Annotated in this window: 27 protein-coding genes and 1 tRNA gene; 19 read left to right on the forward strand and 9 right to left on the reverse strand. The window is 66.0% G+C overall.

Annotation, left to right across the window (positions count from 1 at the left end):
- Positions 1-113 precede the first annotated feature (113 nt).
- The 3 genes from JOF55_RS06045 to JOF55_RS06055 form a co-directional block, all read right to left on the reverse strand.
- Positions 114-2,660, reverse strand: a complete 2,547-nt coding sequence (locus JOF55_RS06045) for a hypothetical protein (RefSeq protein ID WP_310270814.1) — start codon at positions 2,658-2,660, stop codon at positions 114-116.
- Between the two features lie 17 nt (positions 2,661-2,677).
- Positions 2,678-4,354 carry an energy-dependent translational throttle protein EttA gene (gene ettA, locus JOF55_RS06050; RefSeq protein ID WP_310270817.1) on the reverse strand — a complete coding sequence of 559 codons (1,677 nt, stop codon included), beginning with the start codon at positions 4,352-4,354 and terminating at the stop codon, positions 2,678-2,680.
- 148 nt (positions 4,355-4,502) lie between these two features.
- A complete protein-coding gene (locus tag JOF55_RS06055; protein ID WP_310270820.1) occupies positions 4,503-4,946 on the reverse strand; it encodes a single-stranded DNA-binding protein in 444 nt (147 codons plus the stop codon).
- Positions 4,947-5,339: 393 nt separating this feature from the next.
- Here JOF55_RS06055 and JOF55_RS06060 point away from each other — a divergent pair.
- Positions 5,340-5,413: transfer RNA gene (locus tag JOF55_RS06060), tRNA-Arg, on the forward strand.
- Positions 5,414-5,561: 148 nt separating this feature from the next.
- Here JOF55_RS06060 and JOF55_RS06065 read toward each other — a convergent pair.
- On the reverse strand, positions 5,562-5,753 hold the full coding sequence (locus tag JOF55_RS06065; RefSeq protein ID WP_310270823.1) for a DUF397 domain-containing protein: 192 nt from the start codon (positions 5,751-5,753) through the stop codon (positions 5,562-5,564).
- Positions 5,750-6,601: a helix-turn-helix domain-containing protein gene (locus JOF55_RS06070; protein WP_310270826.1), complete on the reverse strand. Its 852-nt coding sequence runs from the start codon at positions 6,599-6,601 to the stop codon at positions 5,750-5,752. The genes JOF55_RS06065 and JOF55_RS06070 overlap by 4 nt, the downstream gene beginning before the upstream one ends.
- Positions 6,602-6,724: 123 nt before the next feature.
- Between JOF55_RS06070 and JOF55_RS06075 the strand changes: the two genes are divergently transcribed.
- From JOF55_RS06075 to JOF55_RS06135, 13 genes are all read left to right on the forward strand, one after another.
- Positions 6,725-7,168 (forward strand): hypothetical protein, encoded by a 444-nt coding sequence (locus tag JOF55_RS06075; protein ID WP_310270829.1) that lies wholly within the window; start codon positions 6,725-6,727, stop codon positions 7,166-7,168.
- Positions 7,165-7,374 carry a hypothetical protein gene (locus JOF55_RS06080; RefSeq protein ID WP_310270832.1) on the forward strand — a complete coding sequence of 70 codons (210 nt, stop codon included), beginning with the start codon at positions 7,165-7,167 and terminating at the stop codon, positions 7,372-7,374. Before JOF55_RS06075 ends, JOF55_RS06080 begins: the two co-directional genes overlap by 4 nt.
- Complete coding sequence (locus JOF55_RS06085; RefSeq protein ID WP_310270835.1) at positions 7,367-7,588, forward strand: hypothetical protein; 222 nt, start codon at positions 7,367-7,369, stop codon at positions 7,586-7,588. The genes JOF55_RS06080 and JOF55_RS06085 overlap by 8 nt, the downstream gene beginning before the upstream one ends.
- On the forward strand, positions 7,585-7,932 hold the full coding sequence (locus JOF55_RS06090; protein WP_310270838.1) for a hypothetical protein: 348 nt from the start codon (positions 7,585-7,587) through the stop codon (positions 7,930-7,932). The genes JOF55_RS06085 and JOF55_RS06090 overlap by 4 nt, the downstream gene beginning before the upstream one ends.
- 735 nt (positions 7,933-8,667) lie before the next feature.
- A complete protein-coding gene (locus tag JOF55_RS06095; RefSeq protein ID WP_310270840.1) occupies positions 8,668-8,841 on the forward strand; it encodes a hypothetical protein in 174 nt (57 codons plus the stop codon).
- A gap of 284 nt (positions 8,842-9,125) precedes the next feature.
- Positions 9,126-9,491 (forward strand): DUF6317 family protein, encoded by a 366-nt coding sequence (locus tag JOF55_RS06100; RefSeq protein ID WP_310270843.1) that lies wholly within the window; start codon positions 9,126-9,128, stop codon positions 9,489-9,491.
- Positions 9,488-10,795 (forward strand): WXG100 family type VII secretion target, encoded by a 1,308-nt coding sequence (locus tag JOF55_RS06105; RefSeq protein ID WP_310270845.1) that lies wholly within the window; start codon positions 9,488-9,490, stop codon positions 10,793-10,795. The genes JOF55_RS06100 and JOF55_RS06105 overlap by 4 nt, the downstream gene beginning before the upstream one ends.
- A gap of 12 nt (positions 10,796-10,807) precedes the next feature.
- The gene (locus tag JOF55_RS06110) at positions 10,808-11,479 is read left to right on the forward strand and encodes a hypothetical protein (protein WP_310270847.1); all 672 of its coding nucleotides are present in this window, start codon (positions 10,808-10,810) and stop codon (positions 11,477-11,479) included.
- A 28-nt stretch (positions 11,480-11,507) separates the two neighbouring features.
- Positions 11,508-12,077 carry a hypothetical protein gene (locus tag JOF55_RS06115; protein WP_310270850.1) on the forward strand — a complete coding sequence of 190 codons (570 nt, stop codon included), beginning with the start codon at positions 11,508-11,510 and terminating at the stop codon, positions 12,075-12,077.
- Positions 12,074-12,760, forward strand: coding sequence for a hypothetical protein (locus JOF55_RS06120; protein ID WP_310270853.1), 687 nt, complete (start codon positions 12,074-12,076; stop codon positions 12,758-12,760). The genes JOF55_RS06115 and JOF55_RS06120 overlap by 4 nt, the downstream gene beginning before the upstream one ends.
- Before the next feature lie 273 nt (positions 12,761-13,033).
- Complete coding sequence (locus JOF55_RS06125; RefSeq protein WP_310270856.1) at positions 13,034-13,435, forward strand: YciI family protein; 402 nt, start codon at positions 13,034-13,036, stop codon at positions 13,433-13,435.
- Positions 13,436-13,440: 5 nt separating this feature from the next.
- Positions 13,441-14,688 carry an RNA polymerase sigma factor gene (locus tag JOF55_RS06130; RefSeq protein WP_374727405.1) on the forward strand — a complete coding sequence of 416 codons (1,248 nt, stop codon included), beginning with the start codon at positions 13,441-13,443 and terminating at the stop codon, positions 14,686-14,688.
- A 20-nt stretch (positions 14,689-14,708) separates the two neighbouring features.
- Entirely contained in the window at positions 14,709-15,446 is a 738-nt protein-coding gene (locus JOF55_RS06135; protein WP_310270863.1) for a polyamine aminopropyltransferase, read from the forward strand.
- 593 nt (positions 15,447-16,039) lie between these two features.
- Here JOF55_RS06135 and JOF55_RS06140 read toward each other — a convergent pair.
- The 4 genes from JOF55_RS06140 to JOF55_RS06155 form a co-directional block, all read right to left on the reverse strand.
- Positions 16,040-16,960, reverse strand: coding sequence for a heme o synthase (locus tag JOF55_RS06140; protein ID WP_310270865.1), 921 nt, complete (start codon positions 16,958-16,960; stop codon positions 16,040-16,042).
- A gap of 8 nt (positions 16,961-16,968) precedes the next feature.
- Positions 16,969-17,361: a DUF3817 domain-containing protein gene (locus JOF55_RS06145; protein ID WP_310270867.1), complete on the reverse strand. Its 393-nt coding sequence runs from the start codon at positions 17,359-17,361 to the stop codon at positions 16,969-16,971.
- Between the two features lie 257 nt (positions 17,362-17,618).
- Positions 17,619-18,785, reverse strand: coding sequence for an LLM class flavin-dependent oxidoreductase (locus JOF55_RS06150; protein ID WP_310270871.1), 1,167 nt, complete (start codon positions 18,783-18,785; stop codon positions 17,619-17,621).
- A 101-nt stretch (positions 18,786-18,886) separates the two neighbouring features.
- Positions 18,887-20,296 (reverse strand): GNAT family N-acetyltransferase, encoded by a 1,410-nt coding sequence (locus tag JOF55_RS06155; RefSeq protein WP_310270874.1) that lies wholly within the window; start codon positions 20,294-20,296, stop codon positions 18,887-18,889.
- A 321-nt stretch (positions 20,297-20,617) separates the two neighbouring features.
- Between JOF55_RS06155 and JOF55_RS06160 the strand changes: the two genes are divergently transcribed.
- From JOF55_RS06160 to JOF55_RS06180, 5 genes are all read left to right on the forward strand, one after another.
- A complete protein-coding gene (locus JOF55_RS06160; protein WP_310270877.1) occupies positions 20,618-21,649 on the forward strand; it encodes a DivIVA domain-containing protein in 1,032 nt (343 codons plus the stop codon).
- 4 nt (positions 21,650-21,653) lie between these two features.
- The gene (locus tag JOF55_RS06165; protein WP_310270880.1) at positions 21,654-22,433 is read left to right on the forward strand and encodes a hypothetical protein; all 780 of its coding nucleotides are present in this window, start codon (positions 21,654-21,656) and stop codon (positions 22,431-22,433) included.
- Between the two features lie 162 nt (positions 22,434-22,595).
- On the forward strand, positions 22,596-23,570 hold the full coding sequence (locus JOF55_RS06170) for a coiled-coil domain-containing protein (RefSeq protein ID WP_310270883.1): 975 nt from the start codon (positions 22,596-22,598) through the stop codon (positions 23,568-23,570).
- Positions 23,571-23,579: 9 nt separating this feature from the next.
- On the forward strand, positions 23,580-24,098 hold the full coding sequence (locus JOF55_RS06175) for a hypothetical protein (protein ID WP_310270884.1): 519 nt from the start codon (positions 23,580-23,582) through the stop codon (positions 24,096-24,098).
- 196 nt (positions 24,099-24,294) lie between these two features.
- Positions 24,295-25,434 (forward strand): polysaccharide pyruvyl transferase family protein, encoded by a 1,140-nt coding sequence (locus JOF55_RS06180; protein ID WP_310270887.1) that lies wholly within the window; start codon positions 24,295-24,297, stop codon positions 25,432-25,434.
- Positions 25,435-25,437 lie beyond the last annotated feature (3 nt).

A 25,437-nucleotide genomic window follows, 5' to 3' on the forward strand; every position in this document is an offset into this window, starting at 1 on the left:
CTAGAACCCGAGAGGCGGCTTCTGCGCATGGACCGACTGCGCGTCGAGCTACTGCGCGTCGCCCGAAAAGCACGAAGAGTGACGATCACGGCCGGGTAGGTCGACGACGCCACTCAGCCCGCAGGCGGCGTCCAGCTGTACGGATTCCCCGAGGCCGCGTGCCGGTGCCGCCTGCCACCCGGATCGGAATGATGATCCGCAGCAGGGCTCACAGCGGAATGCGCCGCACCATCGGTGGCTTCCGATTCGTTTCGCTTGCCGCTCTCATAGGCGACCAGAGCCTCTGCGAGGAGGTCCGCGAGCCCGGCCTCACCATTCGGTTCCGCTTCCTGCTCACTGCCCTGGTTCGACGAAAGTCCCTGCAGCAGATCACGGTGCTTGGCCAGGAAATCACCGGCAGAGCGCCGTTCTGCGGGGGCCGAGGCACCGGCATCCTCGGGTTCGGCACGATGGCGCCGCCCCGAAGCCTGCTCCGGAAACCGGTCCGGCTCCGGCGGTCGGGACCGCGTGTCGTCCGACGGCTCCGCCGAGTCTCCGGAGCGCTGTGCTCGTCGCTTGCCTGCTTGCTCCTCGACGAGTTGAAGAGCCGCCCGGATCTCGGCCAGTGACCGGCCCTGCGCACTACGGCCGGTACCCGAGGAATGCGCTACGTCGCCTTCGGCACGCTCGCTGCCCGAGCCTGCGATGCCCGAGCCTGCGATGCCCGGCCCTGTGGCCTCTCTCGAAGCAACGGCTTCTGCCGTGCCCATCGGGCCCCTGTGCTCGGGCACCTGCGAAGACGATTCCTCCTCCGAGTGCTCACGCTGCCGTCGCCGACCACCACGCCCGGAGGAAGCCTCGGGTTCGCCGAAGGGCTCCGGTTCCGGCTCCAGTGGCCCCGGGATGACCGGCATGATCGTGGTAACGTCGGGCGTCGGCAGTTCCGGCCCCGATGCATCCGGTTCCGGGGAGTTCCGCTCCGGGGATTGTGCGTCGGCAGGTCCTCGTGAATCGGCAAGTCCCCGTGCGGACAGCTCGCTGAGCTGCTCGGAAGCAGCCGACACACGCCACGAATCGGAATCCGCCACGGTCGGGTCGGATAACCGACCGAACTCACCGGGAACAGCATCGCGCTGCTCTCCGCCCCGCGTTGCCGGCCTCGTGGGGTCGGCGAACATGGTCTCCGGTACCGGTACCTCGTGCCCCGAAAAGCCGGTGCCGCCGTCCGGATCCGTCCGGTTCGGTACGACCGAGTTCGCAGCGTCCTGCTCGATATCCGCCGGTTCGCGCTGCGCTGCGTTCCGGATCTTCTCAGCCAACCCGGGCAGCCTCTCGATACCGCCGTACCCCCCGGTCTCGCCCCGATTCCCGGGGGAGGAATCGGCGGGATCCGTCGCGGGCGTCGGCTGCACCGCCCCGGGCAGGGATTCCCGGGAATCCCGCGTCTCGGCTCCGCCGAAGGCCGTATCGCCCCCGGCGACCAAGGTGTCCATCAACCGGCGGACCGACTCACGCACATCCTCGCCGTGGGACGGATGCCGCGATACCGCCTCCTGCTGCTGCCTGCCGAACTCCTCCTGGTCCGGCACCGACTGTTGACGAGGAACGGCAACCTCGGTCGCCGTTGCCGGAAACTCCTCGAGCAGGCGAATCCGCGCGGCATGCACCGAGGCACGCCGGCGGCGGTCGGCCGCGTACGCCCCACGCACACAGCGCAGTGCCTCCGCGAAGTTCTCCCCGCCCTCATGCACGTGGGACAGGGTGCCGAGCACCTCCGCCTGCAGATCATCCAGTCCGTGACGTTCCGCACCGGCGAGAGCCTCGGTGAGCAACCGCACCGCCGTGTGGTGCTCCCCTTGCGGTAGGTGCAACCGGGTGGCCAGTGCAAGCCGCAGCCACCCTGTGGGAGCGGCCGCGGCCGCCCGCAGGGGCTGCCACAGGACGGGCGCGGCAACCCGCATGGCTGCCGAGCACTCACCGAGGTCCAACAATGCCTGGACCCGCTCCAGCACGAGGTGGACGTGGATCTCCGCACTGTCCGCAGCCGGGTCATCGAGCTGCTCCAGCAGCACCAGCCCCGCTTCGGTGGCCTCGGCCGCTGCCGTGGGCTCCGCACACCTGCGGTGGTGGCCGGCGCGCGACATGTTCACCCGAGCGCGCAACAACCGGGTCATATCTCGGCTGAAGTTCGACTCCTCGGCGTAGAGACGCTCGGCTTCGTTCAGTGCCTGTACCCGGTCGGCGCTCCTGCGCTGTGCGGGCAGCGACGCGGCCAGCTCGATCAACGCGTGCGCACGGAGATCCGGCTCGATCCGGTTCTGCTCCAGGACCGGTTGCAGCACCCGCACAGCGACATCGTGACTGCCCGAGCTGCGGGCGCAACATGCCAGTTCCACCCGCAGGCAGGCAGTACTTCCGGTATCGCCGCCGCTCTCGGCATCGCGCACCGCCGCAATCGCGCGCTCGGTCGCGGCCACTCCACGATCGAGCCGGTTCGAGGCGAACAACGCCAATGCTTCAGCACGCAATCGCAGTGCCGTATCACCAGCCCGCCCGGCCTGCTCGGCAGCCCGGTCACCGAGCATCAAAGCCAGTTCCGGAGCCCGCCAGCGCATCTGCCAGGCGGGCTCCAGTAACTCCTGGGCGGTCCCATTCCACTGCGCACCGCGTACGCTCGCCAAGTCGACTCCCCGCTACTTCAGCCCCGTGTCAACTTACGGTGCGTGACCCGGTGCGGGCGGGCGGCTTCCTGCCCCATCCGCTCGATCTTGTTCTTCTCGTAGCCCTCGAAGTTGCCCTCGAACCAGAACCACTTCGCGGGATTCTCGTCATCGCCTTCCCAGGCCAGGATGTGGGTGGCCACGCGGTCCAGGAACCACCGATCGTGGGAAATGACCACGGCACAACCCGGGAACTGCTGCAGTGCGTTCTCCAGCGAGCCGAGTGTTTCCACATCGAGGTCGTTGGTGGGCTCGTCCAGCAGGATGGTGTTCCCGCCCTGCTTGAGCGTCATCGCCAGGTTCAGCCGGTTCCGCTCACCACCGGAAAGCACTCCGGCGGGCTTTTGCTGATCGGCTCCCTTGAAGCCGAACGCGCTCACGTAGGCCCGGGAGGGCATCTCGACCTGACCGACCTGGATGTGGTCCAAGCCGTCGGAGACCACTTCCCAGACGTTCTTGTTGGGGTCGATACCGGACCGAGCCTGGTCCACGTAGGAGAGCTTGACGGTATCGCCGACCCGAACTTCACCGCTGTCCGGTTCCTCCAGCCCGACAATGGTCTTGAACAGGGTCGTCTTCCCGACACCGTTGGGCCCGATCACACCGACGATGCCGTTTCGGGGCAGTGTGAACGACAACCTGTCGATCAGGACCTGGTCCTCGTATCCCTTGCTCAGCTCGTTTGCCTCCACGACGAGGTTGCCCAGTCGCGGCCCCGGCGGGATCTGGATCTCCTCGAAGTCGAGCTTGCGGGTCTTCTCCGCCTCGGCGGCCATCTCCTCGTAGCGCTCCAAGCGCGACCGGGACTTGCTCTGGCGAGCCTTGGCGTTCGAGCGGACCCATTCCAGCTCTTCCTTGACCCGCTTTTGCAGCTTGGCGTCACGCTTGCCCTGTACCTCCAGGCGCTCTTGCTTCTTCTCCAGGTAGGTGGAGTAGTTGCCCTCGTAGGGATAGGTGCGCCCGCGGTCGAGCTCCAGGATCCAGCCCGCGACGTTGTCCAGGAAGTAGCGGTCGTGGGTAACGGCCAGCACAGCACCGTGGTAACCGGCCAGGAACTGCTCCAGCCACAGCACGCTCTCCGCGTCGAGGTGGTTGGTGGGCTCGTCGAGCAGGAGGAGGTCGGGCTTGCTCAGCAGGAGTTTGCACAGCGCAACCCGGCGGCGCTCACCACCGGAGAGATACCGGACCTCGGCCTCCCGCGGAGGGCAGCGCAGGGCGTCCATGGCCTGCTCCAACTGGGAATCCAGTTCCCAGGCCTCGGCATGGTCCAGTGTTTCCTGAAGCCTGCCCATTTCCTCCATGAGTTCATCGGAGTAGTCGGTGGCAAGCTGTTCGGCGATCTGGTTGAAGCGGTCGAGCTGCTCCTTGATCTCGCCAACGCCTTCCTCGACGTTGCCCAGGACCGTCTTCTCCTCGTTCAACGGCGGTTCCTGCTGCAGGATGCCCACGGTGTAACCGGGTGACAGGAATGCTTCCCCGTTGTCCTCGTGGTCGAGTCCCGCCATGATGCTCAGCACGGTCGACTTGCCGGCTCCGTTCGGGCCGACCACACCGATCTTGGCACCGGGGTAGAACTGGATGGTCGCGTCATCGAGGATGACCTTGTCCCCGTGCGCCTTGCGCACCTTTTTCATGGTGTAGATGAACTCGGCCATAGCACCGATCGTAGTTGCATCGGGTACCGGGCTGTGCACTGCGGTCAGCACACGGCCCGGCCGTGCCCCTCAACGATCTTCCCAGCACCTTCGATGGCCGGGCCGTACCAGCTCACGAGGCATGTCGGTTGCGAACCGTCGGGGACCGTCACCCGCTTACCGACACCGTCGGCGGCGGATGTCGCAGCATTCCGGAAGGGGCGGAACCCTCGCCAACAGCGCCGTGGGAAGGCTCCCCACCCGGGCCTGCCGGGCGGTGGCTACGTGCCAGGTCGAGTCCGAGCGCGGTGGCTTCGACTTCCGTACTGGATCGCCGCCGCCCGTCGACCTCGTACTCCCGCGTTCGGAGCCGTCCGGTCACCACGACGGGATCGTTCTTGTACACGGCCTCCGACACACCGCCGGCCAGCTTTCTCCGGCAGTTCACCGTTGCGAAGACGCGGTCGCCGTTGACCCACTGCTCGGTCTCCTTGTCGAAGCGGCGAGCCGTACTCACCATACGGAAACTGGTGACCTGACTTCCGTTGGCGGTCTCCTGCACCGCAGGGTGGCTGATCACGGTACCCACCAGGGTCACGGTCGTCTCGAACATGACGGGTCTCCTTTCCATGCGGCCCCATGCGCATCGCCCTCCGGCGCCGGCGGCCCACTCCACGCCGGTCGGCGTGCCCATCACGCCTGTTCGGCGCCAACACCAGCCTGCAGGCCGGGAATACGAATGGCGATGGCATCGTCACAACCTGTGGATAAGCAAGGGACCTGTGGACAACCACGACTCCGGTCACCGCACTTCACCGGGACCACACCGGTGCACCACGATCCGCTGATCGGCAGACCTATCGGCAGTCCCCCGGAGCGCGTTAGCCGCTCGCAGCTGTCGATCGGCTTGCCATTCGATACCAGCTCAACAACGGTGTCGTATAGGCTCCACCAGTTGCGCCACAGACCGTTACGCTGCTTGATACAGCTCAATCGAGCTGCACGAGCCCTCGTAGCTCAGGTGGACAGAGCAAGAGACTTCTAATCTCTGGGTCGCAGGTTCGAGTCCTGCCGGGGGCACCTATGATGGCCAGGGAAAACACCGAAGCGGGAATGCCCCGACCAAGATCGAATGGGCAAAAAAGGGGCAAGACTGCCCCCTTGGCCCCTCGGACACGTAAACGGGCCCCGGTTTCGCGCCGGAGGCCCGTTTGCGTGTCTCGGTTGGTCAGGCGAAGCGGTCCGCCTTGATCGCGGCAACAAACGCCGACCACTGAGCACGGTCAGCGGTGAAGTAGCCGGCGGCACGGTCCTTGGTGTCACGCACCGCCGCGCCCTCGGCGACACGGCCGACCTCGACACACGCGGACTGCTGCCCTGAACGGCTGGACTTCCGCCAGTTTGTCGGGTGTACCGTCATGTCAGAGCCTCCATTTCCTTGACACAGGAGGCAATGAGTTCTGCCGATTCGGTGGGGCTCATTGCCGTCTCTCGGAGGGTAGTTATCGCCCTGGAGTAGTCACTCACATCCTCCGAGTCGTGGAGGTAGGCGCTGGACCGATAATGCTCCAGGTTGACGATCGGCGCTGCCTTGGGGAACTCGAAGTAGATGAACGCGCCTTCCAACGCCAGATGCCAGCGCGACAGACCAGAGGGAACCACGTAGAGGGTGACGTTCGGCAGCTCGGCCATCTGCGTCATGTGATGGAGCTGATCGGCCATCACGTCAGAACCGCCGATCGGTGTCCGCAGCACATGCTCAACAATGAACGCCTCGAACTCGACCGGACGCCGCCGTGTCAGCACGTCCCGGCGCCCTGCCCGCATCGTCACGTGCGTTTCCAGCTCCGCTGACGACATGCCCGACATGATCTCCCGAGCGTAGTCCGCCGTTTGCAGCAAGCCGGGCACGATCATCGGCGAAACTTCGACGATCGATGTGGCGGTACGCTCGAACTCAATCAGCGTTGTGAGCTCGCGGTGGATACCGGATGCTCCGCTGGAAAGCCAGTTCGGCTGTGCGGCATCACGAGCCATCTCGATGAGGTGTTCCCGCACCATTCCACCGTCTCCGAGCGCGGTAACAATGCTGGCCACATCCTCGGGGGACGGCACGCGTTCGCCGGTCTCATAGCGTGACAGGCTGGCGTTGGATATCGCTACACGTTGAGACAGGGTGCGCTGACTAACCTGACGATCCTCGCGGAGTTCTCGCAGTTCAGCACCCAGCGCGCGAGCCTTCGGAGTCTTTCCAGCGTTTCCAGCCATACGGCAATCCTATCCATGCTGCCCCTCGATCGCGATCACTCCAACGGAGTATTGATTCCGCGTTACCGATATTGGGATATTATCCGGTAACAGTAGTCCGATACAGAAAAGAAGAGGATCCGCATGTCCTATCCGCTCTCCGCGTCCTGCGCCATAGCCGACCAGGGTCCGGTGACCACCTATGAGCAGGCAGCCGGGATCAATCCGTACGACCTGGCCGAGTGGTACTCCGACATCGGTAACCGTCCGGCGTCACCGCACCGCAGCATCCCCGAGCACCTCGAGGAGCTGGCCCGTGCCGCCGCACTGGCTGAGCACTTGGCCGACATCCATGGGCACCGCCTCCACGCCGCCCTGATCACCGGCGCCACCGTGGCCGACATCGCGGGCGCACTCGGTATCACTGCCCAGCGGATCACCGCAGAGTGGCTCAACTGGGTCGCCGGACAACGGGATCTCCACGACGGCACCGACGGGCGATTCGGCATCAGTTCGGGTGACTACACGCAGGTGAGCGCCGTGCTCGCCGAGGACTCGGCCGCACGCCGCAGCAGGCAGCAGTCATGAACCGCCACGAGCGCACAGCACAGCTGATGACGCAAGCCGTGTTCATGCTCAGCCACGCCGCCAGCGACGTCCGGCTCGGCCGCTACAGCAGTGACGAACGCGCCCACCTCGCCGACGGGCTCGACCGGCTCTCGGCGGCACTCCGTGACACCGACCAGCCAATGGTCATCACCGCCACCACCGAAAGGACCGACGACCATGCCTGACCAGCCCTGGACCACCGTGGACTGCAGAGACTGGGCAGACCGCGACCGCAACCTCGGCCTCGGCCGCATCCGACGCGGCATCACCCTGCGCACCCCGTCAGGCGAGACAGCCCTCTTCGACCTGCCACAAGCCCGTGCACTGCGCGCCGCACTCGACGAGGCCATCACCGACCTGCACATCGAGTGCACCCCAGCCACCGAGCGGCGATCATGATCCCCGCCGTTTCCGCCGCGACCGTGGCCCTGCCCATCGTGGCAATTGCACTGGCCACCACATGGACCTACGCCCCACGTCCCCAGCACGCGGATTCCGGCGCCGGAGCACTGACCGTGGCCCAACTCCTCGCACAGTCCCGCGAGCAGGACCGCACCGAACGCATCCTCATCATCCCCCCAGAAACACCAGAGGTCCCGATCGCCTGGCCCACCACCGACCCGGACATCAAGGCCCCCGGCAGGCCCTATCTGCCGGGGACCACCTCGCAGGCTACGCCGGAGTTCGACGCTCCGAACCTGGACACCCTGCACCGCGTCCTCGACGGGCTCCAACGCCTGTGACCCGGCCCGGCGCCGTCGACCTCCCCGAATCCTGTCCGGCGCCGGGCCGCACCGCCGGGCGAGGCACGCTCCCCCGACTGCCTCGCCCGGCGGTGTCCACCACGAGCGACGGGAGGTAACCACGATCCACGACACCGCCTGACCGCACACCGCAGACGACACTCCTGGAGGAGCACAGGACCGCCGTAGTGGAGAGCACGGCAGCCCGAACCCTCATCGACGAGACCCTGTTCGACCGACTGGCCAATCGCATCCGCGGGTTATGTGGTGGACCATGAGCTCTGGGCAGGGAAGAAAGGTCTGTGCTCGCCGTGCCACAACGGCTGCGCCGATGATCCTCCACCGGACCCGCCGCCCCGCGACCCGAAAAAGAGGTGACCATGCCCCGGCTCGGGTGGATTGATCTGCCGGTAGCCGTGCGTACAGCCATCGAGTCACAGTGCGGCCCCGTGGCATCGGCGGTTTCTCCTGACGCCGGGCGGAGCTCGGGCCTGTCCGTCACCCTGCACACGGGTGGCGGGCAGGTCGTGTTCTGCAAGGGTGTCGACCTCTCCACACACCGGTCGCGGATGCATCGACACGAACCCGGGTGGCCCCGTATCTGCCAACGGTGGCGCCGCGGCTGCTGTGCGGCTACGAGCATGTACCCGGTCGGCATGCCAGCCTGGAACCGGGCTCACCGGATCTACCGCTCGTTGCCGAGACCGTGGCCACCCTCGGCCGCGAGCTCGACCCGTGCCCGCGTGGAGCCAGGCGTCCGAAGAAGCGCGCACCTCGGCCGCGATCGCCATCCTCGGTATCTGGGAGTACATGCAGCGAGCCGAGCCGGCCCCGCACCGACCCCGGCTGGTCACCGTGGCCCGCCAGTGGGTGAGCTACCGACTGCAGACAGCGCCGGTGCGAGCGTGAGTAGCACCTGACCCCGGATGTACGAAAGCGCCTCGGCGTCCAAGCTCGATTGGAGCCCAACGGAAGCCATCTCACGTCGGCCCCAAGGTTCATGATCCAGGTAAACGGCGATCTCGCAGTCGGAGAGGTCGGCGTCATCGATCGGCGTCATCGAGCCGTAGCGAAAGATTCGGTCCGCGCGACGGAAGTGCCGCCGATGTCCGGAAATCGCAATCTCGCCAAGATCGTGAGTGCTACCGTACCTGCTCGGCGGATGGTCGGTACTGGAGCAGCCGGGAGGAAACGTGCCCGATTTCACGGTCGATATCGGGGCGCTGGATGCGATGGAGAAGAACCTCAATCGCGCCGAGGAGAACCTCGGCAGCGCGCTCAAAGCGATGGAGGATATCGGGCCCGACTCGATCGGACCGGACTTCCTCGATGAGGCGTGTGCACAGTTCCGCGAGGACTGGCAGCGAGGCATCGGCGAGATCGGCGACTGCGTCGACAAGATCACCACGGGGCTCGGCGATGCCAAGAAAACGTATACGGAACTGGAAACCGCCCTGCGGGACGGATTCACGAAGATGCACGAGGCGGTGTCATCCGGCACGGCTGGGGCGCCCGAACCTCCCACGGCGAAACCCGCACCTACCGGAGGTGCCCAGTGAGTCAGCCCCAGGACTGGCATGGGCTGGGGTTCAATCCGGCTCGGGGCAACCCGGCATCGGTGGGTGCACTGTCGAGCCAGATGACCAACACCGGCAATTGGCTCGGGGAAACCTACGAAGTCCTCGAGAGTGTCCAGAACCAGAAGGAATCCTGGACCGGCGAGGCCTCCAAGGCCTTCGTGGAAAAGCTGGGAGAGCTGCCGAAACTTCTCGACAACGCGCACCAGTCACTGGTGGATGCCGGTAAAGCACTCGGCTGGTGGCAGGACACGCTGACCGAACACCAGCGCAAAGCCGTCGACCTCGAAAACCGGGCTCGGGAAGCCATCGCCGCTGCCGAACGAGCCGACGCCGCAGCACAGCAGGCCAGAACCAAGGCCAACACCCCAATCGCCTACGCCCCCAACGACCCGGAGGCCGCGCAAGCCGCGCACCGGCAGGCACAGGCCAACGCCGACGCGGCCGCCCAAGCCGGCCGGAATGCCGAAGAGGCCTGGGCACGTGTGGACGACATCCGGCGCAAGGCACACGACCTGCAGGATCGATGGGAGGACGATGCACGGTCGGTCGCCGACAAGCTACGAAACGCCACCGATATCGCACCTGGCTTCTGGGATGCCGTCGGCGACTGGTTCGCCGGAGCGGGCGACTGGGTCGTCCAGAACCTCGGCGAGATCGGCGACGTCGCGGGCATGATCTCTGCGGTCGCGGGAAGCCTGGCACTCATTCCCGGCGTCGGGGTGGCAGCGGGGGCGGTCGCCCTCATCGCAGGCGGAGTCGCGCTGGCGGCCCACGCCGGCGAGATGGCCGTCGAGGGCAAGTGGGACGAGCCGACCGCCTGGGCCGGACTGGGCACCGATGCGCTGGGCATGCTTCCGGTCGTGGGGCCGGTCGCCAAGAGTGGGTCCGCAGCCACGGATGCACTGCATCTGGCCGATGGCCTGAGTACCGCCGTGGGAACCGGAGCAAAAACATTCGGCGACGAGATGTCGACGGCACTGACCAAGATGAAGGAGCCTGCCGAATTTTCCAAGTATGTCGGCGATAAAGTTGCCAATGCAGTCGGCGGCAATGCCGATACGATTGCGAGGGTAAGCCAAGGCACCTTCAATGTCGCCACTCAGGGGCCGACCGCAGCCGACCTCCTGGTTGGAAACGAGACCACGGGCACAATCAAAGACGGGACCGGTTACGGTTCACTTGCCGGAGCGGGCGCACAGAGCTACGGCGAGTGGAAGAATACAGGATCGGCTTTCGGTAGTCTGGGTGGTTCCATCGCGGACTTTACGAGAGCATTGAAGTAAGGGCGGTCGTCGATGAGTTCCACGGAAAAGACGGATAAATCAAGTGACTTCCCGCTCACTTTTTCACTTCATCCTGGATTCAATCCCATTGACTTAACACAGAACCCGCAAACCCGTTCCGAAAAGTTGCTCGAATCACTACAAAGCACCATTCCGGAACTGAGCGGCGAGCAGTACTTGCGTGTCATCTTGGCTTACGAGTATTCGATACAGCGGATGCTCGAGGAGGGAGTGATCTACGCGGCCAACTTCGTCGGTCGCTCCCAACAAGACCCTTCGGCAGCCACCACAGCGCAGTTCACCGTGCTGGTTCGTGAAGCGGAATTGAAGGCCTCCCAACCGCTCAATGTTCTGGCTCGACACCTCCGCGAGGAACGTACGGGGCGTGAGGTGGACTTCGTGAACCTGTCCATTGGACGCTGCCTCGCGGTGGTCCAGGAAGACCTATTCGATCCCGAGGTCAACCTCACCGGCCACGAGACGCAGAACAGCCGCCGCACACGCCAGTTCCAGGTCATCGCGCCACTGGCGAGTCGTGGTCAACTCGTGTTCTTTGCGTTGGTGACCGAATGTATACGGGACTGGAACGAGTACGTCGCCATGATGGCCGAAATCTGCAAGACCATTACCTGGAACGAAACACAACAGAGCTCGATCGCCTCCAGGCTGGAAGGACTGCTATGACCATACCGACGGAAGCGAAGGAACACGCGTGATCATCTACTATATTTTTCTGGTGGTGTTCGGCCTCTTTGCTGCCGCATTTCTGTTCATCGGCATATTCGCGTTGATTCAACATCGACGCCAACCGCTGCAGCAACGCCTGGAACAAGTTCGACAGGACCTACTGAAAAAGGAGTCGACGACAGGCGCGTCGGAACTCAATGCCGGCATGTACTCGAAGATCTCCAATGAGATGCTGCGAGATATCGCAGAATCGGAAGGGTTTCGCTTCACCGGCAAATCAAATCGTTACCTCGGTTTTCAGCGAGCTCTTTCCCAGTCCGGCGAAACACGAGCATCGCTGGGGTTCAGTAGTGCAGTCGGAGACGACTTCGGCGAAAAACGCCAAAGGGAGAGCCTGCATCAGACACTGAGTACGACCGGTGACACCGCTGACAGGAGCTCGCTGACCCTGCGGCGTGACGAGCTCGGGGCGCTGCCGAAAGCGGAGATCCTGCGTACGGCGCAGGAACACGGCTGGGAGTATCAATCCGAGGAGATCTCGGGCAACGAGTGGCGGTTGACCTTCCAGCGAGACGGACAGGCAGTGAAAGCATGACGGAAACCCGCGATACGAGCAGAGAGGGCCGTTCGCCGGAGCAGGAATTCTTGGCCCGGCTCGATGGGGTGACCGCTGACATTTCGGGTGTGGCCGAGGTGAGTCTGACCGAGCTTCCCGGTCGGCTGTCGCTGAGCAACTACCGCGAGCTCGCCGCCGCCCGAGGCTGGGAGGTCGAAGGGCTCCATCGCTCCGGCGGAAAGCTCTGCCTGCAGGTCAAACGAGCCGGTTCGTCCCCGATAACACGGCAATTGGGAGCCGAGTTTCTCAGCGGCCCCAGTCTCACCGAGCTCCGTGGCAATGACGTTGCCCGTGAGGAAGCGGCGCTGGTGTTGCGGGAGACCGGCGTGGATGTCCTTTCCGATACGGTCCTCGACGACGCACGCCGCCAACATCTCGCGTTCCGACGCAAGGTCATGCGGCGCACGTGGCTGAGCATGCTGCCCGGTGTGTTCGCGTTCGCCGGCGTGATGTTCTCCTTCGTGCTGTGGCGCGACGGCGACACGCAGGCAGGGAATGTGCTCATGGTGCTCTCACTGGTGGCGGCTGTGGTGTGTGCGGCAACGATTTCCCTGCCGGTCAAAGCTGAAAGGGCACGAAAGGCGGCGGTGCACGACTACACGACCGCTTACGAACGCGTCGTCTCCGCCGCGCTTGCGACTCGAGGTCGTTCGCACGATTGATCTTGTCCGGCCGCCGCGCTTTTCACGGCACGGCGAACGTCCGTCACGAGCTGTGCTACCGGCATCGGCAGCACGGCCTGCGAGAGATCGATCGGTGTCGCCATCGATTTGGTGTCGGTGCGCAGGCCCGGCCGTTCGAGGTCGTTCGAGGCCGACCGTGCGGTCACGTACCGACGAAAATCGATTCCCACGAGCATGTCGAGAACGAGACACGTGCTCCGTCCTATGCACGAGTGCGCCAGGATGGGCGCGGCGAACGGTGAGGAGCCGGACATGACGAAGTTCCTGTTGCTGCAGAACTACGAAGGCGGCGAAGGCGTGGAGCCCATGACGAACTGGGCCTCCGAGGACATCAAGGCGCACATCGAATTCCAGCAAACCCTGAACGAGGAGCTCACCGACTCCGGCGAGCTCGTCGACGCCCAGGCTTTGACCGGACCCGAGCTGGCCAGGATCGTGACCGGCGACGGCGTGAGCGCTCCGGTGGTCACCGACGGCCCGTTCCCGGAGTCCAAGGAGTTCCTCGCAGGCTACCGGATGGTCGACGTGGAGACTCCCGAGCGCGCCGCCGAGATCGCCGCGAAGATCTCGGCGGCTCCAGGACCCGGTGGCGCCCCGATCCGGCAGCCGATCGAGGTGCGCCAGATGATGAGCGCGCCCGGCGGCGACCTGTGAACCGAATACCGAGCGCCGAGGACCTGCTGCGCGAACTGGCGCCGCAGGTCCTCGGCGCGATCATCCGACGGTTCGGTGACTTCGACTCCTCCGAGGACGCCGTGCAGGAGGCACTGCTCGCGGCAGCCCTGCACTGGCCGGAAGAGGGAGTACCGGACAACCCGCGCGGCTGGCTGATCCAGGCCGCCGCGCGGCGGATGACCGACCGGTTCCGGAGTGAGCAAGCCCGACGCCACCGGGAAGACCTCGCCGCGGCGCAGGAACCGCCGACCGCGGAAGTTACCGATCACGACGACACGCTGATCCTGCTGTTCCTGTGTTGCCATCCCGCTCTGACACCGGCCTCGGCGATCGCCCTGACACTGCGGGCGGTGGGCGGCCTGACCACGGCCGAGATCGCCAACGCGTTCCTGGTGCCCGAAAAGACGATGGCGCAGCGGATCAGCCGGGCCAAGCAACGCATCAAGGGCGCCGAGTGCCACTGGCGGATGCCCACGGGTGCCGAGTGGGCGCGGCGACTGCGCTCGGTGCTGCACGTACTGTATTTGATCTTCAACGAGGGTTACGCGAGCAGCATCGGCCATGACCTGCACCGCAGCGACCTTTCCGACGAGGCGATCCGGCTGACCAGGGCGATGCACGAGGAATTGCCGGACGATGGTGAAGTCGCAGGTCTGCTCGCGCTGATGCTGCTCACCGACGCTCGGCGCCGCGCCCGCACCGGGTCCGGGGGCGAGCTGATCCCGTTGGCCGAACAGGACCGTACGCTCTGGGACCAGAAGCTGATCGCCGAAGGCGTCGCGCTGGCCGTCGAAGCGATGCCGCAGGGATCGGTCGGCGAGTACCGGCTGCAGGCCGCCATCGCGGCCGTTCATGACGAGGCGGCACGTGCCGAGGACACCGACTGGCCACAGATCCTCACGTTGTACGGTCTCCTGGAGCGGGTGTCCGGCAATCCGATGGTGACGCTCAACCGGGCCATCGCGGCGGCCATGGTGCATGGACCGGCCACCGGGTTGGCCCTGCTCGAAACGCTCGACGAGCGGCTGGCCGGCCACTACCGTCTCGACGCCGTGCGTGCCCATCTCCTGGAAGAGGCCGGCGATGCGGACGCCGCTGTGGCGCACTACCGCGCCGCGGCGAATCGCACGACGAGTATCCCGGAGCAGCACTACCTTGCCACCCGAGCAGCCCGGCTCGGGACGCGAACGGAGGTCTCGGTGAAGCCGTACGATCTCCCGGACACGCGGTAGGCGAGGAACGGAAGGGCTCAATGAGCACGCGCTTCGAGGAAATTGATTGGCGCGAGACGCCGATCGGCACCATCAGTCTACGGAGGAGGCTGGATCCGGCACTCCAGGTGGAGGTGCACGAGGTCAAACTCGACGACGAGTTTCTCATGTCGAGCCTGTTCACGGTGGCCGAGATCGAGCTTGCCCGGCTCGGCCTGGCCGAACCGGCCGGTACCGACTTCGATGTCGTCGTCGGCGGGCTCGGGCTCGGCTACACCGCGCGGGCCGTGCTGGAGGATTCGCGCGTGCGTTCGCTGATCGCGGTGGAAGCGCTCGGCGAGGTGATCGAGTGGCACCGGCGCGATCTGCTTCCCCTTGCCTCCCGGGTGACCTCGGATCCGCGAACTCGTCTGGTACACGGCGATTTCTTCGCGATGGTCAGCAGTGGCTCGGGGTTCGATGCCGAGGCGCCGGGCAGGCGTTTCCACGCCATTCTTGTCGACATCGATCACACGCCGCGTCAGGTCCTGCATTCGAGCCACGCCGCGTTCTACGAGCCCGCGGGGCTGCGCCGCCTCGCCGAGCATCTCCATCCCGGTGGGGTGTTCGCGCTGTGGTCGGACGATCCCCCCGACGAGGACTTCCTCGCCGCGCTCGGGCAGGTCTTCGCGAGCGCGGAGGCCCACGTCGTCACCTTTCCCAACCCCTACACAGCCGGCGATGCGGCCAATACCGTCTACGTTGCCAGGACGGACTCACCGCACAGCGTGACGGGATGACCACCACTCGGACACGCCGAGGCCGGACTCTTCGGTAGCGCAGTGGCCGTGCCCGGGCGCAGCACGTTGCGTGCACGTGGCACGTTGACCAGCGCATTGTGTGATCGGATTTCCACATCTCGTATTATGGGAGGTGGCGGAGTTGTGTTCTCGACTCCGCCACCGCGCCCACAGGGTGCGCCCCTCTCCGGTTGCTGCGTGGTTCGGGGCCGACGCCTACCGGAGAGATGTGGCCGTCGTGCGCTCCACACACGGCCATGTCCGGGCGCGGAGAGGATCGCGAGCACCGTTCGGGGCTGCGATCTTCCCGCGCCCGACCCTACCTTCACCTCGCATACGGCTCCCGCTGAGCCCTCTCCGAGTCGGGACACATCACACCCGGCACGGATACCGCGCCGGCAGCTGCCTTCTGCAGGCAGCCGACCTCGAGCGGCAGGGAGCGCGCAGCTTTCCCTCGAAAGCCCAAGCCGATCAAGTGCGGGCCGTGGCCGTCGACCGGCCGCGTCGGCGGATCGGCGCACTGCCCCGGCGAACGCATCGGCGGACTCGACAGCGCCCTGCACCTGCACCTGGGCCTCTGAGCGAACCGGGACTCAGCCCAGCACGGGAAGTCCGACGGCGGCGTCCACGGCGATCGCCACGAACAGCACCGTCAGATAGCTGTTCGACAAGTGGAACAACTTCATCGGGTTGATGCCCGCACCGCGGCGCACTCCCGCGTGCAGCCGCTGCGCCATGATCAAAAACACCGCGCCGGTCAGGACCGCGCAGGCGACGTAGATCCAACTCGTCACGGGGACGAGCAGCAGCGTGCAGGCCACGGTCGCCCACGAGTAGGCGAGGATGCGCGCCGAGACATGCCGGGCCGTGGCCACCACGGGAAGCATCGGGACACCGGCGCGTGCGTAGTCGTCGCGATACTTCATCGCCAGTGACCAGAAGTGCGGCGGCGTCCACAGGAACACCACGCCGAACATCACCAGGGCGGGCCATTCGACCGTGCCCGAGACAGCCGCCCAGCCGACCACGACGGGCATACACCCGGCGGCTCCGCCCCATACGATGTTCTGCGAGGTGCGGCGCTTGAGCACCAGGGTGTAGACGAAGACGTAGAACAGGGTCGCAGCCAGCGCCAGCACGGCCGCGAGCAGATTCGCACCGAAGGTGAGCACCGCGAAGGACGCCGCACTCAGCGCGATACCGAAGAGCAAGGCGTTGCGGCGCGGTACGCGATAGCTCACCAGCGGGCGCGACTTCGTCCGATCCATCACCGAATCGATATCGGAGTCCGCGACGCAGTTCAGCGCGTTGGAACTACCCGCCGCCATGGCGCCGCCGGCCAGCGTCGCCAGCACCAGCCCCAGCGACGGGATGCCTCGTTCGGCGAGGAACATCGCGGGGATCGTGGTCACCAGGAGCAGTTCGATCACACGCGGCTTGGTCAGTGCCAGGTACGCGCCGAGCACACTGCGGAAACCGCCGCGTCCGGATGTCGTGGAATCAGTCCCGTGCATGGCCGCCGTCATGACCGTGCCGACCGTGCGCCGCCGGTCGCAGCGTTACCACCGGTATTCGAGCTGCCTGCACCGTGCTGCCGGTCATGGAACCATCGCACCACCTTGCGCTCGGCGAAGAAGGCACCGAAGGGAACGGTGCCCGCGAGCAGAACCAGCAGCATATGTCCGATCTCGATCCGCAGCATTCTGGTGAGGAAGAACGCCACCACGAGGTAGAGCATGTAGAGCCAGCCGTGGGCGATGCCGATCGTCGTGGTCCACGCCTCGCCGGACTGCTGGATGGTGCTGCCGTCCGGCCAGCCGTACTTGAGCACCACGGACACGCACAACCCGATCAGCAGAACCGCGGTCACGTAGGCCATGACCCGGTAGAAGGTCAGCAGAACACTCGGCTTCACGACAACTCCTCATCCCGCCTCGTGTCTCCAACACACCCTCGTCGCGCCGACGACGACGGGCCGGTCACAGGGTCGCGGTGGCCGGAAAGGCGGGCAAGGGCCACCGCGCCCGACCATTCCACCAGACCGTACGCCACCCACTGCGCACACCTGTGCCTGCCTAATCGGATCGTGACGCCGCCCACGTCACGTGCTGCACGAATCGGGTACCACCGGCGACACACCGTACGGGCGCACCGGTCCACCGGCAGTCCCTCTTACTTCGCCGCGGCCGCTCCGGGGAATCGGTAGGCTTGGGCGATCAACTCGTAGGAGCGCAGCTTGGCCTGCCGGTCGTAGATGTTGGCCGTGAGCATCAGCTCGTCCACGCCGGTCCGCTCACACAGCTCGTCGAGTTCGGACCGCACCGTCGCCGCCGAACCGTACACGGCGTCGGACAACCAGCTGTCCACGAAAGCCTGCTCGCGCTCGGTGTAGGGGTACTCGGCGGCTTCCTGCCGGCTGGGCATCCGCCCGGGACTGCCCATCCGCAACCGCAGCATGCTCAGTGCGATGGGGCGGGCGATCTCCAGCGCCTCCTCATCGGTCTCGGCCGCGATGGCCTGCACCCCGATCTTCGCGTACGGCTCGTCGAGCACCGACGACGGCTGGAACGAATCGCGGTACAGCTTCAGCGCGGGCATCGTGTTGGCGGAGCTGAAGTGATGGGCGAAGGAGAACGGCAGTCCCAGTGCCCCCGCCACCTGAGCACCGAATCCACTGGATCCGAGCAGCCACACGGGTGGCACGGAGCCGTGCGGGATCGCGTGTACGTCGGCGTAGGGGTGGTCGGCCGGGAAGTCGTCCTCGAGGAAGGCGATCAGTTCCCCGAGCTGCTGCGGGAAGTCGTCGGCCGACAGTTGTCCCGTGGTGCGGCGCAGTGCGCGCGCCGTCCCCTGGTCGGTACCGGGTGCGCGGCCGAGTCCCAAGTCGATGCGGTCCGGGTACAGCGCCTGCAGAGTGCCGAACTGCTCGGCGACCGCCAGCGGTGTGTGGTTGGGCAGCATCACGCCGCCCGAGCCGAGGCGCAGTGTATTGGTGGCGCCGGCGAGGTGGGAGATCAGCACTGCCGGTGAGGAGCTGGCGATACCGGGCATGCCGTGATGCTCGGCGACCCAGAAGCGGTGGTAGCCCAAGCGTTCGGCGGAACGGGCGAGCTCGGTGGTCGTGCTCAGCGCGTGCCCCGGTGTGGTTTCCCTGCCCACCGGGGCGAGGTCCAGCACCGACAGGGGGACCGGCGCGTCCCCTCTGGCGGTACCCCGGATCGGATGCGGTTCCGGTTCGGGCGGCTGCTCGTGGCTCAGCGCGGTGCGGTCCGGATTGGCGACGGTCTCCTCCATCAATCGGCACAACCCGTTGACCAACACGGTTGTTCCCGTCCGCATTCGGCACGGCACCACCGTGCGCGGCAGCACGATCCGGTGCGCCCCACTTCCCCGCGGGCACGGCTTCGGGGCCTTGCGGAGGATCTCGTACGGCTCGCCGATCAGCGCGCGTACACCATCAGTGCGGAGTTCTTCGACGGCAGGCCGACGTCGCGCCCGCGTCCATAACCGGCCTTGGTGAACGCGCCGACCGAGGCACGATTGTGGACGTTCGGCTCGGCGACCACTCGGCGGCAATCGGGATCGGCGGTCAGCAAACCCCGTGCGAGGGCACGCAGCAGTGTGGAACCGAGGCCCCGACCGATCTCCCCGGGCTCGCCCACGGCGATGTGCACACCGAGATCGTGGGGGTGGAACGGGTAACAGCCGGACAAGGTGTCCCGCATCACCCGATAGAGCTCGACATAGGCCATCGGACGTCCCCCGCTGCTGACCAGGCAGGGCAGTGAATGGTCACCGCTGAGCTGGGTGGCCAATTCCCGATGCCATTGCGCAAGCGACCAGGCCTGCTCCCAGTGGGGTGCGACGTGCTCGGCGTTCATCCACGTATGGACCAGAGCCACATCCGGGCCCCCGTCGTCCCCGGTGACCTCGATCGCCCGCAGAGACCAGTCCTCCCCCGGTTCCGGTATCGGCACGCCCGGCACCCGGGCCTCGACGGCGGTTCGCTCGTACAGCGGGTTCGCGATTTCGTAGTAGGTGGGTTCGACTCCCGGCACGCCCGGATGGGCAGGGCAGCGCAGTCCGGCTCCGTTCAGGCCACCGAGATCCGTCACCGTGGGATCGTTCAGCCAACGCCGCACCAGCCCGCCCGCTTTCGAGTGCGTCAGCGGCTGCAGCCTGCGCGACAGCAGCTCCAGCATGTCGGCCTCGTCGGCGACGCCGTATCGGCCGAGCAGCCCGATCACCGTCAAGGGACCTCTCGTCAAGAGTGTGGCCGTCGCGGCCTCGGCCGATGCGTACGGCGCTTCCAGCGCCGGGTGCAGCTCAGTGGCCACATGCTTGTCCAACCAGTTCTCGTATTCGGCGAGATCCGTGACCGTGTCGAGGAGTCGCGGCAAGCGGTTCGCGCTCTCTTTGACGAGCTCGTGGAAAGCGGCACTTCCGGACAACGAACCGACCGGATCGAGGTCCCACTCGGGCTCGATCAGCGCCCGCCGCATCCACTCGGCCGGCGAAGCAGTCCGCACGGGCCGCACGGAGTCGGCGGCACCACCGTCGGGCATGCGCGATCGGGCATCGGCCGAGATCGCCGCCGCCAGCACGCTCGGGTCGAGCGCCTCGTCCGTTGTGCCTTCTTCGCCACCCACCGCGTGGAGCGGCCCGAATCGATGCGCGCCGGTCGGCGAGTTCGAGCGAATCTCGGTCCGCACTTCCAGCGAACCGACATGCACCCGCAGCGGCCCGAGCGGCGTCGGGGTGTGTGTCTCACGCAGCCATCGCCGCAACAGTGCCGAACAACGCCGGTGCGCTGTCCCGGCAGGGCCCGTTTCCGCGTCCTCGTCCGCCACACCAACCCTCCGAAAAAGGGCACCCTCTTCGCAAGCCAAGGCTAACCTGAGTAAGCGCGGGAGGATACGGTCGCACGGCCCCGGACGACCCGAGCACGACCGAGCGCGTCACCCACAGCTCGACGGCCGTCACCGCAGGCAACGCAATAGGCCGACAGTCGAATTCCGTTCACTTCGCCGGAATCCGCGGTTACCGGCGATCATACGTTGGGGTGATTTCCGCCCGCCTGTCCCGCACTCGGCCCCGATTCGGATCGCGACCTCCACTGTGGGTGCATACGATCTCCAGCAACATAGTGCCGAAGAGGAATGCGGTGGACTATGAACGACGAAACCGTCGTCCCCCTGCGCCCGGGGTTCGACAACGAGTTCCGGGGATTCAACCGCAAGCAGGTCCTCGAGCACATCGAATTGCTCGAAGATCAAGTCAAGATGTTGACCACGGACCGCGACGAGGCGATGCGGCTCAATGAAGATCAACGCCGCATCACCGACGAAACGCGACATCAACTCGAAGCGACCACGACCGAGCTGAGACGGATCGAGACCTCCGAGACCGGCCTTCCGCACGCCACCCGGCGTATGCAGAACATGCTCATCATGGCCGACGAGGAAGCCAACGCGATCCGCGAAAATGCCCGGCGGGATGCGGAAACGATTCGCGGAACGGCCAGCACCGAAGCCGAACAGACCCGCAGCGAAGCCGAATCCAAGGCCGGCGCGCTCCGCCGGGAGTGCGCCGAACTGGTCAATGATCTGGAGCAGAAGCGTAATCAACTGGAGGAGCAGCACACCGCACAGATGGCCGAGATCGAATCGCAGCGAGAGGAAATGCGGCGCTCGGCTCATGAAAAGTACGAGGAAGCCATGTCGGCGGCGCACCGGGATTCCACCGAACTCCTGCGCCAGACTCAACAGCGATGCCAGGAAATGGAAGCGGCCTCCCAGGCTTACCACGCGAGCGCGATGGAGGACATCGAGACGCGAGCGGCCAAGCTGGAGGATTTCCGGCAGCGCATCCTCGAAATACTGAGGTCGATGTACGAGTTTTCCGGGACCAATCACGCGACGATCGCGCAGCAGGTCACGACCGACAGGTCGGCGGCCTCCGATATGGACCCGGCCCGGGACCAGTCCCGTGGCAACGTTGCCGAATCCACGGACGAGTCCGGGAAACGGCTGCACATCCCGATCCAGGCGGGTCATGACGGTGCCCAGGGTGGTCAGGGACAACTTCCGGTCAGCGCGGTGACCGACGACGACGTCGTCCACGAAGAACTTCCCCTGGGCACCAGGCCCCGGACACACGCAGGATTCGGACACCCCGTGCGTCCCGTCGAGCAGAGAAGTTGATCCGATGCCACTCGATCCCTCCCTCGGGGAATTCGCCAGGATACTGATCGCATTCCTACTCGGGGTTCTGGTTACCGCTCTCCTAGCCGGTTTCCTCGTGGTGCGCACCCGACGTAGCAATGCGCGGCTACGCCAGGAGGTCGCCCGACTCACGACCTCCGCGGCATCGTCCGGCGACCCCGCCACGCCGAGTACGCCCCGCCGTGTCGAACCCGAATATCATCGAGACGCCGGGCAGCAGCAGCCACCGGAAGTCGTCGGTCCACAGCCGTCTCCGCGGCAGGCGCAGGCACCGTCCCTCCCCCCGAACACCGCCGGGAACGGCTTTCCCCAGCAGAGCGGGCACATAGCGACGACGAGCGGTGAGCAGGCGGAGAACAGGGCCGACAATGCCCGACCGGTGCGCTCCGGCCACGAATCGGACGGTTCGGCAACCACCGGTACCGACCTGCCGACCCAACCGGTCTCCGTCGAACCGCACTCTCCCGCGGATACGGGCCCGGCAGGGAACGGCACGGGCAACGGCTCTCCGGTGGGCAACGGTTCCCATACGGGTTCCCAAGCGGGCAACGGTTCCTATTCACCGGCACCATCCCCGCAGGTCGGATGGCCCGAGCAGGACAGGAACGGGAACAGCCCTCCCCCGTATCCCACGGATGGTGCGGCAGTGCGGTTCCAACCTGATGAGGAACCCATGGAGGCTGCTCGCCGACGCATCGCCGAGTTGCGGATGCAACTGGGCGATGTCCCCTCCGATCACACCTCGCGACCACCCGAGCGGTAACCCGGTACCGCGATCACGGTACCGGGACGGCGATTGCCCATGACCTGAACGGGTGGTCACCGCTCTCCACTGAGCGAGAGTCACCGAATCCGCCTACTCTTCGCACAGGCCGAGTCGCACAGGCCCATTCCCGACAGGTTCATCCGGAAGGGAGTATCCGCTATGGATGAATCCGACGAAGCCGTCATCCCGCTCCGGCCGGGATTCGACGTCCAGTTCCGGGGCTTCCATCGCAACCAGGTCATCGACCACATCGAAGTCCTGGAAGATCAGCTCAAGATCGTCACGATCGACCGCAACGAGGCAGTCCGGCTCAATTCGGATCTCCGCAAGCTCTACGACAGCACACGGCAGGATCTCCACGACACCGAGCAGCAACTCAAACGCATCGAGTCCTCCGACACCGGGCTGCCTGCCGCTTCCCAACGGGTACAGAACATGCTCTCGGCCGCCGAGGACGAGGTTCAGACACTCCGGGAGCGGGCACAGCACCAGGCCGAGATCGTCCGGGGTTCCGCGGAGAACGAGGCGGACCGTCTCGTCGAGGAGGCCGAGAACGCCGCAGCCGAACTGCGGGCCGAATGTTCCTCGCTGCTCTCCGAGGTCGAGAGGCGTCGGGACCAGATGCGGCGGGAACACGCCAGTCAGGTCCATGACATGCGGGAACGAGAGCATCGGCTGCGCAAGGCCATTCGCGACGAATACAAGGCAATGGTCTCCTCGGCACAGGAAGAGGCCAACGAACTGATCGCACGTGCTCAACAGGAGTGCGGGCAACGGGACGCCGAGTCGGAGCAGCTTCGCCTCGACGTGCAGGAGGAAATACATCGCAAGCGCACCGAGCTGGAACAGCTCCGGCAAACGGTTCTGTCCTCTCTGGGCACTGCTGCGGACACCATCGACGCATCCACCACAGCCCTGCACGCACAGGCTCCCAGTTCCGACATCGACCAGCAGCCACCGCTGCCGGACCCACCGCCGGTCCGACTGCCCGAGCAGCAGGACAACGTCCGGACCTACACCATTCCGCTGAACAACAACGGCACGAGCCTGGACTCTGCGATGCCCGTGGCCACCGATGGTCACACCACCGATGGTCACACCGCCGACGGTCACGGCACTGCCCAACGGAGCTAGGGGACAGCCATGTTGCTCGCGCAGTTTCTCACCCCGGACACGGGCATACTGGTTCTGACGTTTCTCGGTGGTCTCGTGCTGGCGACACTCGTCTTCTGGCCGATCCTGCACCGCGCCAAGCACAGCGGTGGTGCCGAACGCGGTGCCGTACGGTCCGGCGGGGAAGGAAGGCACGCCCTGAACCGGCGAGGGACCACAAAACCGGCTCGGGCGGTGAATACGACCTCGAAGCATTCCGTGCGGCCCACCCACCCCACCGCATCGGCGCAGAGCACCGACTCGGCCGCGCAAGCATCGACGGCTTCCGCGATGCGATCGGTTCCCTCGGAGGGTGCGGAGCCCTCGCAGGCGGATCCGCACGAACCTCAGGCGATCGCCACGGAGGCGAACCCTCCGGCACAGCGCAGCGAGGAACCGGTCGATCTCCCCGAGCTTCCGTCCGATCTCTTCCGACAGCACCATGCCGCGCATTTCGAGCGTGTTCGCGAGCGCGCCAACCGCCTCCGGACCGAGCTCACCGAGCGGTGACCGTCCTGCTCCCAGGTACCGTCCGGCCCTGCAACACGCCACCCGAGCACGCAGGAAGCCAGCCTCGGACGAGGTTTTCGTCCTGGTGAGTGACCACCGGTGATCGAATCGATGCGCCACGTCGGCGATCGCGCTGCTACGTTCGGTTGTGTCCTGCCGACTGTTCAGGCAGCACCGCAACCGACAGGAGCCATCAGTGACCAGCCGCGAGTCCCGTGCGCCCGCGACGATCTACCTGGTCGCCACGACCGGTCATCCGAACTACGGGGACGAACTCATCGCCGCCACGTGGCTGAAGTACCTGGCTCGAACCGCCCCGGACAGCGAGATATGGCTGGACTGTCCGAATCCCGGCCCCAGCGAGGTCCTGCTGGGGCACCTGCATCCGAACCTGCGCATCACCGACACCTTCTGGCGACTGTGCTGGGAAGCACCCTCCGGAGAACCCTGGGAGGTCGCCTCGTTCGTCCAGCACGCGATCAACGATCCCGGTATGGCCCCGCGCTGGACCGCAGGTATCGAGCTGGCTGCCCGGGTGGACCTCGTGCATCTCATCGGTGGTGGCTTCGTCAACGGCATCTGGCCACGCCACATCGGGTTGCCTGCCGCCGCCGTCGCGGCGGTGCGCCGTTCCGGCGGACGCGCCGTCATGACCGGCCAGGGTCTGTGGCCGGTCATCGACGAGGCGCAGGCCCTGCTCCGGAGCCTCGTGGCACAGTTCGAGATCGTCGACGTCCGCGACGAGCCGTCCGGTGGTCTGCTGCATTCCTCGGAAAAGGTCGAGTGCACCGGTGATGACCTGTTCTTCGGGATCGAGCCGGGCCTGTTCCGCGGTGACGACCTGCGTGAGGTCATGATCTGCGTCCAGTCCGACCTGCTCGACGTGACCGTGCCCGCGCTGGCCGGTTTCCTGCTCGACACCCTGCGGGAGTGGGGCGTCTCCCCCGAACAAGTGGGCTTCGTCGAGGGAATCCCGCGAGTCGACCGCGAGGTGTTCATGCTGGTCGAGCACGCCCTTCCCGGTGCGCGCTTCTACCCCTTCTCCGAGATCATGGACAACGGCTTGCCCGCCGCCGCAGGCCAGCGGTGGTTGTCCACTCGGTTCCACATGCATCTGATGGCCGCCGCCGCGGGTGCCCGGGGTGTCGCGGTGTCGATCAATTCCGGGTACTACACCAACAAGCACCGATCGTTGATCGATCGGGGCTCGGGCTGGGGACTCAGCGAAGGATTACAGGTTCCGGCGATGCCGAGCGAGGGTGGTTTCATCCCGAGCATCCTGCAGGACCTGCAGGAAGGCAAGGCCGCACTCGCGCGAAGGATCTACGGGAACTGACCG

It is taken from the genome of Haloactinomyces albus (genome assembly GCF_031458135.1).
GTDB classification, from domain to species: Bacteria; Actinomycetota; Actinomycetes; order Mycobacteriales; family Pseudonocardiaceae; genus Haloactinomyces; species Haloactinomyces albus.

Coding starts and splice junctions, on each gene's coding strand:
- ettA (WP_310270817.1), bottom strand. CDS start 4,354: ATGGCCGAGTTCATCTACACCATGAAAAAGGTGCGCAAGGCGCACGGG.
- JOF55_RS06055 (WP_310270820.1), bottom strand. CDS start 4,946: ATGTTCGAGACGACCGTGACCCTGGTGGGTACCGTGATCAGCCACCCT.
- JOF55_RS06065 (WP_310270823.1), bottom strand. CDS start 5,753: ATGACGGTACACCCGACAAACTGGCGGAAGTCCAGCCGTTCAGGGCAG.
- JOF55_RS06070 (WP_310270826.1), bottom strand. CDS start 6,601: ATGGCTGGAAACGCTGGAAAGACTCCGAAGGCTCGCGCGCTGGGTGCT.
- JOF55_RS06075 (WP_310270829.1), top strand. CDS start 6,725: ATGTCCTATCCGCTCTCCGCGTCCTGCGCCATAGCCGACCAGGGTCCG.
- JOF55_RS06080 (WP_310270832.1), top strand. CDS start 7,165: ATGAACCGCCACGAGCGCACAGCACAGCTGATGACGCAAGCCGTGTTC.
- JOF55_RS06085 (WP_310270835.1), top strand. CDS start 7,367: ATGCCTGACCAGCCCTGGACCACCGTGGACTGCAGAGACTGGGCAGAC.
- JOF55_RS06090 (WP_310270838.1), top strand. CDS start 7,585: ATGATCCCCGCCGTTTCCGCCGCGACCGTGGCCCTGCCCATCGTGGCA.
- JOF55_RS06110 (WP_310270847.1), top strand. CDS start 10,808: ATGAGTTCCACGGAAAAGACGGATAAATCAAGTGACTTCCCGCTCACT.
- JOF55_RS06120 (WP_310270853.1), top strand. CDS start 12,074: ATGACGGAAACCCGCGATACGAGCAGAGAGGGCCGTTCGCCGGAGCAG.
- JOF55_RS06125 (WP_310270856.1), top strand. CDS start 13,034: ATGACGAAGTTCCTGTTGCTGCAGAACTACGAAGGCGGCGAAGGCGTG.
- JOF55_RS06135 (WP_310270863.1), top strand. CDS start 14,709: ATGAGCACGCGCTTCGAGGAAATTGATTGGCGCGAGACGCCGATCGGC.
- JOF55_RS06140 (WP_310270865.1), bottom strand. CDS start 16,960: ATGCACGGGACTGATTCCACGACATCCGGACGCGGCGGTTTCCGCAGT.
- JOF55_RS06150 (WP_310270871.1), bottom strand. CDS start 18,785: ATGCGGACGGGAACAACCGTGTTGGTCAACGGGTTGTGCCGATTGATG.
- JOF55_RS06160 (WP_310270877.1), top strand. CDS start 20,618: ATGAACGACGAAACCGTCGTCCCCCTGCGCCCGGGGTTCGACAACGAG.
- JOF55_RS06165 (WP_310270880.1), top strand. CDS start 21,654: ATGCCACTCGATCCCTCCCTCGGGGAATTCGCCAGGATACTGATCGCA.
- JOF55_RS06170 (WP_310270883.1), top strand. CDS start 22,596: ATGGATGAATCCGACGAAGCCGTCATCCCGCTCCGGCCGGGATTCGAC.
- JOF55_RS06175 (WP_310270884.1), top strand. CDS start 23,580: ATGTTGCTCGCGCAGTTTCTCACCCCGGACACGGGCATACTGGTTCTG.